Here is a 12,445-nt window from a genome sequence, read left to right on the forward strand (position 1 = left end):
CTTTCCGGTCGCGACTCGCCGCCCACCCCGCTTCCGGGGAAAGGCGCGGCGATTGGTGAGCGGAGGATGAAACGATGCATGCAAACAGCAAGCGTACCACCAGCGGAGAGGCTGGCGCAGGCAAGGGCAGGCGCCCGGGCGCCAGCCTCTATCAGGAGATCACAGACCGCATCATTGCCGAGCTGGAGCGCGGTACCGTGCCATGGGTCAAGCCATGGGGCAGCGCAAAAGCAGGCCTTGGCCTGCCGAGGAATGCGTCCACGGGGCGCAGCTATTCCGGCATCAATATCCTCATCCTGTGGGGCGCCGTCATCGAGCGCGGCTATCCCAGCCAGAATTGGCTGACCTTCCGGCAGGCGCTTGCCCTGGGCGGCAATGTCAGGAAAGGCGAGCGCGGCACGACCATCGTGCATGCCGACCGCTTTGTCCCCAAGGACGAGAAGGAGCGCGCACGCCACGAGGGCGATGCACCACAGGCCGTGCCTTTTCTGAAGCGCTTCACCGTCTTCAATGTCGCGCAGTGCGACAATCTTCCGGAACCCCTCCATGCCCCCGCCGAGCCGCTGCCTCAGTGCGAGATCGTGCCGCAGGCCGAAACCCTGATTCGCGCCAGCGGTGCGGATTTCAGGATCGGCGGCGATCGCGCTTTCTACATGCCGGGCAGCGACCACATTCAGGTGCCGCCGCAGCGAGCGTTCCACCAGCAGATCGACTATTACCGGACCTGCTTTCACGAGCTTGGCCACTGGACCGGCCACCCGACGCGGCTTGCTCGCGACCTCTCCGGCTCGTTCGGCTCCAAGGCTTACGCGCGTGAAGAATTCGTCGCCGAAATCACTGCCGCCTTCGTCTGCAGCAATCTCGGCATCGAGCCGACCGTGCGTCACGCCGATTACATCGGCTCATGGCTGAAGGTGCTGCGCGAGGACAACCGCGCTATATTCCGTGCCGCCAGCCTCGCTTCGAAGGCCGCCGATTTCCTGCTTGGCCTTCAGGCCGATGCCGAAGGCGAGGCGCAAGAAGGGATTGCGGCATGACGATGCACCATGCTCAACTGGCCGACGCCGCAAAGCGAGCAGATGCCCATTTCTGACGGCGCCGGAACTCACCGGCCCGATGCTGAACTATGCCGATCTGCATCGCCAAGGTGCGCCCCGAGCCGCAGCGCGCAGCCAACGAGACAGTGACTGCCAGCCTTGCCGGCTGCAAGGCTGACGCCGCATTCGGCAAATGCGGCACAAGCTGTTGGCCCTGCTCGGATCACCGGACCGAGAATAGCGTGGTGGCCGGCGGCAATCGCGACCCCTTGCTGCCGCCGGCATGTTCGCGCGCAAGGTGGGCGCTCTGCGACGACAATCTCGTGCGCGTCGTGGGCATATGGTGGCAACCGGACGATGGCTTTTCGATCGCTTGCGCGACGAGGAAATCGCCGATTCGATGCTCACCGAGATCGGCTTCAAGCATGTCGCCGACAGCAATTTCGCCTGGAAGGTCGAGTCCCAAACCGAGACTACCCTGGCGTCGAGAATGGCCGCTTCAGGTTGAGACCTGGCTGCCGTGCTGGGTGAAATTCCCGGCCGAAAGCTACACCAGCCGCGAGGCTTCCTATTCGCCGATCTGTGCGCAAGGAAGCAGTCGCTGTTCGTGCGCGAATAGTCGATCACGGCCCGAGCGGCGTTTTCTCGAGTACTGCCGCTGAGGACGCGCGCGCCGCTCCGGGCCGCGCCGGCTCCGATTGATCGTCTTGCCGAGCCAGTGCCGCGTGCGATAAATTCCAACGCCAATTCGCCCCCATTTCGGCAGCCCCGCACCGCCCCGGATTGCTTGCTGAGGCGCCAGGCGCATGGCGCCAATTGTACATCCGATTGCCGAGAGAGCCCGCGCCGCCGGCCCCCCGCATATTGCCGCCTGCTCGTTGTGCCCCCGATCGCGCAACCTGTCTCCATTGTGTCTCAGGGACCATTCCCCTGCGCCTGGCTTGACGACCTATGGGCGGATCCGGCCGGCCCGAAACCCTCGCCGGCAGCTTTTTTCCCCGCCGCCTGCGGCGGCTTCCTCGCGCCGCTTCGCTTCAAAAAAACTCCCCGCTCGGGTCCTCCGCTATCGCTGCGGCCGTGCCGGTTCCGGCGGTCCGGACGCGCCCATCACGGTCCGCCATCGCAGGGGAATGGTCCCCTGCGAGCACCAAGAGGAGACTGAAAATGACCGCAATCGGATACGTCACCAAACAGGAAAACGGCGGCTACAAGGGCCAGCTCAAGACGCTCAGCGTCCGCGCCGACATCGACATCGTGCCCAATCAGGCAAAGAGCGCCGACACCCATCCCGACTTCCGGGTGCTGACGCAAGGGGTCGAAGTGGGTGCGGCCTGGATCCGCACCGGCGAGACCTCCGGCAAGGACTATGTGAGCCTGTCGATTGCGGCCCCCGAGTTTGGCCCGCGCAAGCTCTACGCCAATCTGGGCCGCGCCGCCGGCCAGGATGACGACGACACTTACGCCATCATCTGGAACCCGGTCGACTGACCGGCCGACCCGCAAAGCCCTGCGCCGCCAACCGGCGCAGGGCCTCTCTCAGGACCCGTGAGGCCGCCGAAGGGGGCCGCGAAAACTCGCCCCCCACTCTTCGCCCGTCCCCAAAACGATCTCGCTCGCCGATCCTCGCCTCGCTTGCCCGTAACGAACCGAGGATCATCATGGACGACGAAAACGAACGCGCAGCCCGCGCCAAGAAGGGCAGTCCGTTTCTCAACACCGCGCAGGCGGCCTTCTATATCGGGCTGTCCCAGCGCACGCTGGAGAAGATGCGCCTCAAAGGCGGTGGCCCACAATTCCGCAAGCACGGCCGCTATGTCCGCTATCACATCGACGAACTCGACGACTGGTCGAAGGGGCACGCGCAGGAGACCGCGCCCGAGGATGGCGGGCACGAATCCGGCTCGGCCGGTGAGGGAGGCCGCTCATGAGCCGGCGTCCCACCATCCGTGTGATCGGCAGCCATCTGCGTCGCATTCGAGCCCGCAAGACGATCGTCGTTGTCACAATCGGCCTTGGCCTGATCGGCTTCGCCGCCTTCGGCAAACCATCGCCATGGCTGGTCTGGAACGCCTCGGCGAGTGCGCCGGTCGGCCTCTATCGCGCCGCATCCGGATCGCCCGCTCGTGGTGATCTCGTACTCGTCCGCCCACCAAGACCGGTCGCCGATCTCGCCGCCGAACGCTTCTATCTGCCCAGCAACGTGCCGCTGGTCAAGCGCCTTGCGGCGCTGCCCGGCGAGCATGTCTGCACCTTCGGCGACGCCATCATCATCGGCGGCGAGATAGCCGCGCGCCGGCTTGCAACCGACACGCAGCACCGTCCGCTGCCTTGGTGGAATGCATGCCGAAAACTCGCCGCCGACGAGGTTTTCCTGCTCGGCAGCGATAAAGATCGCTCGTTCGACAGCCGCTATTTCGGGCCGGTGCCGACCGAAAATATCATCGGGAGGCTCGTGCCGCTATGGACCGAGTGACCCTCCTTATGCTGAGCATGGCGTGTCTCGCACCATGCTCCTGTTCCGCCGCGACCAACACGAAGCCGGTCGTCATCTCCCATAGTCCGCAGCTTGCAAGATGGCAGCCCTTCGTAGCCGAAGCAAGCCGGCGTTTCAGCATTCCACAGACCTGGATTTATGCCGTCATGGATGCCGAAAGCCGGGGGCAGACGACGCTCAATGGGCGGCCGGTCACGTCGAGCGCCGGCGCCATTGGCCTCATGCAGGTGATGCCAGGCACCTACGAGGAGTTGCGCGCACAGCTTGGCCTGGGAGCCGTCCCGCACGACCCTCGCGACAACATTCTGGCAGGCACTGCCTATCTGCGCGCCATGTATGACCGCTTCGGATTTCCAGGCCTGTTTGCAGCCTATAACGCCGGGCCGGAGCGCTACGAGCAGCATTTGCAGCGCGGGCGACCGCTGCCCAGCGAGACGGTTTCGTATCTGGAAGAGATCAAGGCGGCGGGCATTTCGGCCGCCGATATGGACGCGTTCACCGGCAAATCCCGTTCCAAAAGCGCGCCGGGAATCCCGTCCGGGCAGTCGCTGTTTTTTCTCCGAAACGGTGTTTCCGTGACCGGCCCGAATGGCCAACTCCTGGTGCCGCTCGGATCGGAGCGAGCAAGGTCAGGCCGGCCGGATCGCAGGTGACGGCAGCAGCTACCGTGGTTCGGGCGGGGGCCAGGGGCAGGTCGGCGGAAGGCAAGATAAAGGCAGCGCCTCCTGGAGGCGGCGAAGTGTCTGTCTGCACATCGTTTTCCCCGGAGGTTGCCTCCGAGTCCAGGAGGGTGTGGCGGGCAAGCTTCTGATTTTGCTGCTGGTTCATCGGAGGCCGCATGCAGGATAACGAATTCACGCCGAAGCTCGGCAAAATTGGCTCGCGCGGCTCGAAGGCGGGCAAACGCTACGCTGGCCAGGTGCAGGCCGCGGTCAACCGAGCAGGCGGCAGGAGCGGACGCGGCAGCCGCTTCATCGGAAGCCGGGTGGGGCGCGGCGGGGCCGCTGCCGCCGTTCTTAGAGCGCGCGACCGCCACGCGGCGTTTCGGCAGCGGCGCGCAGTCCTCAAGGCACGCATCGTCAAGCTGGCCGGCAAGGGAGTCGACGGGGCTCGTGCGCACCTCCGCTACCTCCAGCGCGACGGCGTCACCCTGGAAGGCGAGCGTGGCGAGCTCTACGCTGCCGACAATGACCGCGCGGACGGCAGGGCCTTTCTCGATCGCGCGAACGGTGACCGTCATCAGTTCCGCTTCATCGTCGCCCCTGAAGACGGTATCGAGTATGATGACCTGAAGCCGCTCACCCGTCGCCTCATGGCGCAAATGGAAGAAGACCTCGGCACCAGGCTAGACTGGGTGGCCGTCGACCATTTCAACACCGGCCATCCCCACACCCACATCATCGTGCGCGGCAGGGACAATCACGGCGAAAACCTCGTCATAGCGCGGGACTACATCTCCTCTGGCTTGCGCGAGCGCGCAGCCGAACTGGTTAGCCTCGACCTTGGCCCGCGCACCGACCGCGAGATCGAGCAGCGCTTGCGCCAGGAGATGGAGCAGGAACGCTTCACCAGCATCGACCGGCAGCTGATGCGCATGCGCGACGATGAGGGGTGTGTCTCACTGGCCAGCCGAGACACCTTTCGCCAGACGCTGCACCAGGGCCGCCTGCGCAAGCTCGAGCGGATGGGCCTCGCCGAGGAGATGCCTGCCGGTCGCTGGCGCCTGGAGGATGAGCTCGAAGCCACGCTACGCCGCATCGGCGCGCGCGGGGACATCGTCAAGACCATCCATCGCGAGCTGACCGGCAAGGGGCTCGTCCGCAGTGCCGCCGACCATCTTATCCACGATCGATGCGACGGGTCGGCTCAAACCGTGGTCGGACGTGTCGTCGGGCGCGGGCTGGCCGACGAAATCACTGACCGCCATTACCTCGTCGTCGACGGCGTGGACGGCAAAAGCCACTATTTTGATATCGGCAAAGGCGAGGCCACCCAACCGACACCAGAGGGCTGCATAGTGCGGGTCAGGCCGAGGGACACCGGGCCAAGAAAAGTCGACCGCACAATTGCCGGCATCGCCACGGTCAACGACGGGCGCTACAGCATCGATATCCATCTCAAGCATGACCCCTCGGCCACCGAACGCTTTGCCGAAACGCACGTGCGGCGACTGGAGGCGATCCGCCGTGCGACCGGTGGCGTCGAGCGCGAGCCGGACGGTACATGGACAGTCGCGCCCGACCATCTCAACCGCGTCGCGGATTACGAGCGTCAGCGAGCGAGGGCCCAGCCTGTTGTCGTCGACAAGCTCTCATCAATGCCGCTGGAGAGCCAAGTAGGCTTCGACGGCGCCACCTGGATCGACCAGGAGCTGGTATCAGCCCACCCTGAGTCCTTGCGCGACTCTGGCTTCGGTCGCGAAGTACGTCAGGTCCAGGCCCGCCGACAGCAGTGGCTGATCGCGCAAGGTCTTGCCCATGATGCGCAGGATCGGGTCATCTATCGCGCCAACATGCTTTCAATGCTGCGCCAACGAGAGCTGAACCGTGTTGCCAGTCAGCTCTCGGACGAACTCGGGCTCTCGTATTCTGAAGCGCGGCATGGCAATCGAATAGACGGAACGCTGCGCTGCTGCGTCGAGCTCGCCGGCGGAAAATACGGTGTCATCGAGAAATCGCGCGAGTTCACGCTGGTGCCTTGGCGGCCGGTGCTTGAGCATCATATCGGCAAGGAGGTGTCTGGCGTGGTGCGCGCCGAGGGGATTTCCTGGACGATCGGTCGCCAGAGGAGCGGGCCCGGCGTTTCGTGAACTGGCTATAATTTATTTGTCCGCGTTGAAACACATACTCAGCCCAGACGGAGTTCCTCCGCCTGCTGCTTGCTCGCAGCATTCATTTGGCGGAGAGTCAGTGTTCTGCATTTTGTAGTTCGCTCTGTCAAAAAGCGCTGGGAATATGCATCATGTTCTGCGTTGACACGGAAGGCGCGCCGACAGGTGCTGCGGATCGGCTCCCGATGGGCTGCCAGCTAGAAAGGTGGGCTGACTCGCGACAGCGCAAAGGGCTCTGGCGGCCGCGGTACGGCGACGCGAGTTCTGGCATCGAGGATGAAGCCGCACTTCCCGATCTTGTTCTACTCGCAGGACCGGCAGACGCGGCGGTCGCCCGTCCGAGCATGCTGTTGGCCCTGTCGTGAACTGGCAGTCCGTCCCGGGGGGACTTTGTAACGGAGAAAACTAGGCGGAAAGAGGCGCGCGGCCCGTCTCCCCAGCAACCCGCCTTGCGGATCCTCCTCTGCCCGCTTCGCAGACGGGGATACCCTCCGCCCCCTTGCTATTCGTTGCCCGCCGCTATGCAAAGGACAGGCGACCTGAATCCGTGCTCAGCCGATCTGGCGGCAGAGAGGGGGGTGTCGGGCTGAACATGGGACCCGCATGGACATAATTGCCACGCGAATCCTCATGCTCGCCTAACCGGCCGGAACGATTTGCAATCCGGGCAGGCTCAACAAATTAAGGAGTAGCTCGTTCCGTGTCCAAGCCCAGACAAGTCTTGGTTTTCTCACGGGCGCGATACAAAAGGCACAGGCTGGACTTGGCTGCCGGGGGCGGGGCTTGTCGACCGCTCGATTGAAAGTGAGATGCGAGGCGGAGAATCACCCATGTGCAGAGCGGCAAGGCGCTCGCCTATGTCCCTGTCATTCACCGTTAGTCGATGGTTTAGACGAAGATAGTCCGTCCATGTCGGCGTGCGGAATGTCTCGGTCCAAAGCGTCGACTTCTGAAGGTCTCGCTGGAGGGTCCAGTCCCGCGCACCGGCGCGGCTCTGAACGCGCCGCCTTTCGCGCATGCAGCTCAGAAATTCATCGATACTCTCCTCGAGTATCGAGTACTCCACCTTGATCACAATCGGACCGCTCCTGGGCTTCAAAGGGAGGGCCAGTTCTGGTGGCCTGAAGTCGACGGCCGCTTGATCCGATTCCTCCCATAGCCGCACCGGCAATAGCTTTCCCACAGCCGCGACCAGCAACAGTGCCGCTGCAGCACCTTCCAAAGCCCACGTCAGCGAATAGTACTGCGCGACAGCACCCCAGATCCAGCTACCCGCTGCCATGCCGCCGTAGGTCAGGGCGTAATAAATGGACAGGGTGCGACCAACGACCCACCTTGGGCTTGCCAACTGCACACACACGTCGGTTCCGGTCCAGGTGACAACCCAGCCAGCGCCACCGATTGCAAGCGCGATCGCCGCCACAGCCACCGACGATGTGAGGGCCATCAAAAGGCAGCACGTTGCGCAAGCAACGGATGCGAGCGTGATCAATCGGTTCTGGGACGTGATGCGTCTCAAGTAGCTGCTGCCAATGCCGGCGATGAAGGCGCCTGTGCCGAAGCCGGCCAATAGCACGCCGTACACAATTGGCCCTCCCGCCAGTTGGTCGCGAACCAGGAGGGGGAGCAAAGCAAGGATCGAGATGCTTGATAGCCCGAACAGGGTTGCACGCACGATCGCCACTCTGATCTCTGAGGATATCGCCGTGAATCGCATGCCATCATGAATGGCCGTAGTCATCCGCTCGCGCGGAAGAGGCGAAGAGCGAACTTGCCACTGTGAGCGCAAAACAGCGCTCAACGGGACCAGGTCACTTAGCGCGGCGAGGGCGAAAGCCGTAAGGGGGCCCAGCAAAGCTAAGATTACACCCCCCAGCGCCGGTCCTATGCTCCGAACCACGTTGTACCCCACCGACATCAGCGTCACTGCAGCGGGTATGTCGCGCTTTTCCAGGATATCGCCGACCGAGGCGTGCCAGGCTGGATCGTTCAAGGCAAAGCCGCATCCGGCCAAGAAACTCAGTCCCAGGATCAGCCATGGACTAGCAAAGCCCAGTCCCACAGAGAGTGCCAGCGCCGTGGATGCCAGTGCGATCAGGCAGTGTCCGGCAAGCATCACGCCACGGCGGCTGAAGCTGTCTGCAATGGCTCCAGCAAGGATCGACAAGAAGAACGCGGGCAGTGTCGATGCAGCCTGTACGAGCGCAACCATCAGATCGGAGGCTGAAATCGTGGCCATGAGCCAGCTTATAGCCACGCTCTGCACCAGCCAGCCAAGGCTGGATATCTGCGTGGCTGTCCAGATAGAACGAAAGACCGGGTTGTGAAGAGGGATCAGTGTGTTTGCCGCAAAGCGCGGAGGATCTTGACGCCGCATCACTTCTCACCTCCACTGGGTGTCGTTCTTCCGCTCATTTGCTTACAGGGTGCGCTCTGTGCACTGACTGCGTCACAACGAAGTTCCGAGATCGCGCTCGCAACAAGGACAATGTGGCATCCACGGTGCTGATGCGCGTTGAGGTACCAACCTGGCCGTTAGCTGATGGGTCCCGCAGCCCGCTTGGTGCGGTCAGTTCTGCCCTGCGACTCTTGGCTTTGGACGGTGCTAGCGCCCCGATGGCCGGCTTGTCAAACTGCCGTAGTGCCAGCACATCCATCCCATCTGTTGACCGCGATCTCCGACGAGGTCGAGCAGCAGGAGGTCAACGGCAAATCTGGGTATTTCCGCTTCCGGTCGGGCGCGTGGCCATCGTCCAGAAACCCGAAGACGTTCATCACCCATGCGACCACGCGCCCGAGACGATGCGACACGGCGGTAGCGGTTCACCAGAGGACGTGCGTTCTACTCAGCAGGAACATTGTTCTGCCGATCGTCGGCTGCGCCAGCCGCCAAATAAAGCGGCGCCAGAGTTCTTGCACCCGTCATTGGACTCCCGCTTTGCAGGTTTCGCCTAGGGCCTGCATCAGGTCATCGATGATGTCCTGAGGATGTTCAAGCCCTACAGAAATTCGCAGCAATCCGCCTGGCGCTTTGGACTTCGCACCTTCAACGGATGCGCGATGCTCTATCAGAGAATGCGTCCCGCCAAGGCTTGTCGCCCGGACAACAATCTTCAGGCGGCCGGCCACGGCCATTGCAGCATCGGCTCCGCCCTCGACGATGAAGGATAGCATCGCTCCGTAATGGCTCATTTGCCGCGTAGCAAGATCGTGTCCCGGATCAGTTTGCAGACCAGGAAAGAGCACTTTTTCGACGCGCGGATGAGACGCCAGGGCCTCGGCCACTTTCTGGGCGCCTTCGCAATGGGCGCGCATGCGGACCGGCAATGTCTGCAGGCCCCGCAACGCCAGCCAACAGTCGAAGGGCGCTGCGACGCTGCCCTTGTGTTTCTGGACCATCCGCAATGGGCGACCGAGGGGTGACGCGTTTGGGACAATGACGACACCGGCCATCAAATCCGAGTGGCCGCCAATGTACTTTGTCGCCGAGTGCATCACTGCGTCTGCCCCGATTTCGAGTGGCAGTTGAAGCACTGGGGTGGCCCACGTATTGTCCACCACCGCCAAGGCGTTTGCCTCGTGCGCGATTGCGCAGATGGCCGCAATGTCGACAACGCGGATCATCGGGTTTGACGGCGTCTCGATCCAGACGAGGCCAGTCCGCTTCGATGTCACCGCGGCGCGCAAAGCGTCCAAATCGCGCATGTCGACTGGGGCAAAGTCGAAGCGAGACCCAATGTCGGTCTCTTCGATCAGCGAACGAATGCCGAAATACATGTCATCCGGCAGAACGATCCGACCCGCCGACGGATGGCTCTCGAAAACTGCAGCGATTGCGGCCATGCCCGAAGCGAAGGCGATGCCGTCTTCCCCTCCCTCAAGCGTCGCCATGGCCGCCTCGAACGCATTGCGTGTAGGATTTCCATCCCTTGTGTATTCGAAGCCGGACGGAAATGACCCGTTGACACCGCGTTCGAACGTCGTGCTGGTGTGCAGCGGCATGGATACGGCCCCCGTGGACGCGTCGACCCCTCGGCCGCAGTGGATCGCCTTCGTCTCAAAACGCATCGGTTATTTCCTTCCTAACGGGCAGTTGCAATTTCGCCCCGGTCATTATACTGACCGCAATAGGTGAGCCGAGGTCCTAAGTCAACATAATGACCGATGTTACGACAGCCTTTGATGCCGAGCAGGTCCTTGGGCAAGCGATAGCGGCCCGGATCCGAGACTTGAGGCGTGAACAAAACCTGACCCTAGATCGCCTGGCTAAACTAAGTGGCCTGTCAAAGGGAACCGTGGTCGCGCTGGAGCAGGGTAGGGCGAACCCCAGTATCGGCATACTGTGTCGGCTGGCGGCGGCGTTTTCGCTCTCGGTGGCCGATTTGTTGAACGAGCACCCTTCAACGGTGCGCCTTCCCATCGAGCGGACAGAGACCAGGAGGCTTTGGACGAGCGCCAAGGGAAGCTCTGCGCAACTGCATTCGTCGACCTCGGGACGCACGATGTTCGAACTGTGGAGCTGGGTCATGATGCCGGGCGACGTGTTTTCCGCGGACGCTCACAGTCCGGATACGCGCGAGCTGATCTCGGTGACTCAGGGGTCCCTGAGTGTCGTGGTTGGTACCCATGCAGTAATTTTGAGCCAGGGCGAGAGTGCGCGGCTTGTCACTGATCAACCGCACACATACGCGGCGGCAACTGATGTGCCCGCCCACTTCTCGATGGCCGTCCTTGAGCGTGGTGGACAGCGAGATGCGGGGCGCTCGTCAACCGCAACGAAGATGCCCGGGCCCGCTCCGTAAGGCTCCGCCGATTACTAACAACCGCACATTCGCGACAGGAGATAAACCGTTGTACGTTCCGCCTCATTTTGCCGTCCCTGATCAGAACGCCCTGTTCGAGCTTATCGAGAGACACCCGCTCGGTATCCTCGTCACCCAAAGCAAAGGCATCCTCGACGCGAACCACGTCCCCTTTGAGCTTGACCGCTCGAAGGGAGACAAGGGCGTCCTCAATTGTCATGTTGCCCGCAAGAATCCAGTCTGGCAGGAAGTCGCCAATGGAGATGAAGTCCTCGTTATCTTCCGTGCGGCCGACGCTTACATCTCGCCGAACTGGTATCCAAGCAAGCACGAACTCCACAAGCAGGTGCCGACGTGGAACTATCTCGTCGTCCACGCCCACGGACGCATCACTGTCCGGGATGATGAGCGATATGTACGCCGTAACGTGGCGAAGCTCACTCATATGCAAGAAACCTCGCAGCCGGTCCCATGGAAGATGGGCGACGCGCCGAAGGACTTCATCGACGCGATGGTCAAGGCGATCGTCGCTCTGGAGATCGAGATCACCGGCCTGGTTGGGAAATCAAAACTCAGCCAGAACAAAGAGGTGCGCGACATTCAGAACCCTGGTGAAATGCTGCGTGCCCAAGGGGCCATTGCGATGGGAGAAGCGATGCTCGCGGCTGCGGCGGCCAAATCCCAATAGCATGTGTCTTGTCCCGACAAAGCCGCTGGTGCCGGCTTCCCGACGGGTCACCTAGCCCGCCTTGACGCACGGCAATAGCTTTTGACGGCCTGAAGCGACGCTGTGGTCACCGTTGTGATACTTTTCCACGCGCCTGGTCAGGCGGCAGGATTGCTCCGTAGTGGCCGACGGGTTCGTTTCAGTCGCCTGCGCCCCGTTGTATGTCGGCGACCACCCGCTACCGGTTTTGAATGAGGCGCAATCGCGCGCGTTTCGAAGCCACGTACCTTGGGCGGCAAGCTCGACCGTGCGCTCGACGCAGCTCCCAAGTGGCGGCGCCGTCAACGATCTCCTTGAACCTGCGGAACTTGCCTGAAAGCACTTCTCTTACGGGAGATGATTGGCTATGTCGCGGAACCGATGATGGAGATGGTGGCGGGCGCCGCCCTAGCGATCAGACCTGCCTTGCAGCGCAATGGCTACCCGGGCCCGACCGGGAGATGCGGGCGGGACTGTGAACTGCGGAGACGGAGCGGATCGGCATGGAGCCGTGACCGCTTGCGGTCTGGCTCTGGAACGAGTTAAGGAAGCGCGGACTTCCGATCGTGTCAAGCG

At 62.7% G+C, this 12,445-nt stretch carries 11 protein-coding genes; 9 read left to right on the forward strand and 2 right to left on the reverse strand.

Annotated features, from left to right (window positions below):
- The first annotated feature begins 74 nt into the window (after window positions 1-74).
- The 7 genes from NKH95_RS22095 (at window position 75) to rlxS (ending at window position 6,340) form a co-directional block, all read left to right on the forward strand.
- Window positions 75-1,037, forward strand: coding sequence for an ArdC family protein (locus tag NKH95_RS22095; protein WP_352893141.1), 963 nt, complete (start codon window positions 75-77; stop codon window positions 1,035-1,037).
- Window positions 1,038-1,320: 283 nt separating this feature from the next.
- Entirely contained in the window at window positions 1,321-1,545 is a 225-nt protein-coding gene (locus NKH95_RS22100) for a hypothetical protein (RefSeq protein WP_155923851.1), read from the forward strand.
- 656 nt (window positions 1,546-2,201) lie between these two features.
- Complete coding sequence (locus tag NKH95_RS22105; protein WP_023762782.1) at window positions 2,202-2,525, forward strand: DUF736 domain-containing protein; 324 nt, start codon at window positions 2,202-2,204, stop codon at window positions 2,523-2,525.
- 170 nt (window positions 2,526-2,695) lie between these two features.
- Entirely contained in the window at window positions 2,696-2,965 is a 270-nt protein-coding gene (locus tag NKH95_RS22110; RefSeq protein WP_352441132.1) for a helix-turn-helix transcriptional regulator, read from the forward strand.
- Window positions 2,962-3,510, forward strand: a complete 549-nt coding sequence (locus NKH95_RS22115; RefSeq protein ID WP_352609710.1) for a S26 family signal peptidase — start codon at window positions 2,962-2,964, stop codon at window positions 3,508-3,510. The genes NKH95_RS22110 and NKH95_RS22115 overlap by 4 nt, the downstream gene beginning before the upstream one ends.
- Before the next feature lie 17 nt (window positions 3,511-3,527).
- Entirely contained in the window at window positions 3,528-4,184 is a 657-nt protein-coding gene (locus NKH95_RS22120) for a lytic transglycosylase domain-containing protein (protein WP_502895304.1), read from the forward strand.
- Between the two features lie 185 nt (window positions 4,185-4,369).
- On the forward strand, window positions 4,370-6,340 hold the full coding sequence (gene rlxS, locus NKH95_RS22125) for a relaxase/mobilization nuclease RlxS (protein WP_352893144.1): 1,971 nt from the start codon (window positions 4,370-4,372) through the stop codon (window positions 6,338-6,340).
- A 751-nt stretch (window positions 6,341-7,091) separates the two neighbouring features.
- Here rlxS and NKH95_RS22130 read toward each other — a convergent pair.
- A complete protein-coding gene (locus NKH95_RS22130) occupies window positions 7,092-8,738 on the reverse strand; it encodes an MFS transporter (RefSeq protein ID WP_031203413.1) in 1,647 nt (548 codons plus the stop codon).
- Window positions 8,739-9,283: 545 nt separating this feature from the next.
- Window positions 9,284-10,429, reverse strand: coding sequence for a trans-sulfuration enzyme family protein (locus tag NKH95_RS22135; RefSeq protein WP_023740430.1), 1,146 nt, complete (start codon window positions 10,427-10,429; stop codon window positions 9,284-9,286).
- 89 nt (window positions 10,430-10,518) lie between these two features.
- On the opposite strand from NKH95_RS22135, the gene NKH95_RS22140 reads away from it, so the two are divergent.
- Both NKH95_RS22140 and NKH95_RS22145 read left to right on the forward strand, forming a co-directional pair.
- Window positions 10,519-11,163 (forward strand): helix-turn-helix domain-containing protein, encoded by a 645-nt coding sequence (locus NKH95_RS22140; protein WP_352893148.1) that lies wholly within the window; start codon window positions 10,519-10,521, stop codon window positions 11,161-11,163.
- Window positions 11,164-11,212: 49 nt separating this feature from the next.
- On the forward strand, window positions 11,213-11,851 hold the full coding sequence (locus NKH95_RS22145; RefSeq protein ID WP_352893149.1) for an FMN-binding negative transcriptional regulator: 639 nt from the start codon (window positions 11,213-11,215) through the stop codon (window positions 11,849-11,851).
- Window positions 11,852-12,445 lie beyond the last annotated feature (594 nt).

Origin of the sequence: Mesorhizobium sp. M0848, assembly GCF_040319805.1 — a bacterium.
Lineage (GTDB): Bacteria > Pseudomonadota > Alphaproteobacteria > Rhizobiales > Rhizobiaceae > Mesorhizobium.

Coding starts and splice junctions, on each gene's coding strand:
- NKH95_RS22105 (WP_023762782.1), top strand. CDS start 2,202: ATGACCGCAATCGGATACGTCACCAAACAGGAAAACGGCGGCTACAAG.
- NKH95_RS22120 (WP_502895304.1), top strand. CDS start 3,528: ATGGCGTGTCTCGCACCATGCTCCTGTTCCGCCGCGACCAACACGAAG.
- NKH95_RS22135 (WP_023740430.1), bottom strand. CDS start 10,429: ATGCGTTTTGAGACGAAGGCGATCCACTGCGGCCGAGGGGTCGACGCG.
- NKH95_RS22100 (WP_155923851.1), top strand. CDS start 1,321: ATGTTCGCGCGCAAGGTGGGCGCTCTGCGACGACAATCTCGTGCGCGT.
- rlxS (WP_352893144.1), top strand. CDS start 4,370: ATGCAGGATAACGAATTCACGCCGAAGCTCGGCAAAATTGGCTCGCGC.
- NKH95_RS22110 (WP_352441132.1), top strand. CDS start 2,696: ATGGACGACGAAAACGAACGCGCAGCCCGCGCCAAGAAGGGCAGTCCG.
- NKH95_RS22115 (WP_352609710.1), top strand. CDS start 2,962: ATGAGCCGGCGTCCCACCATCCGTGTGATCGGCAGCCATCTGCGTCGC.
- NKH95_RS22140 (WP_352893148.1), top strand. CDS start 10,519: ATGACCGATGTTACGACAGCCTTTGATGCCGAGCAGGTCCTTGGGCAA.
- NKH95_RS22130 (WP_031203413.1), bottom strand. CDS start 8,738: ATGCGGCGTCAAGATCCTCCGCGCTTTGCGGCAAACACACTGATCCCT.
- NKH95_RS22095 (WP_352893141.1), top strand. CDS start 75: ATGCATGCAAACAGCAAGCGTACCACCAGCGGAGAGGCTGGCGCAGGC.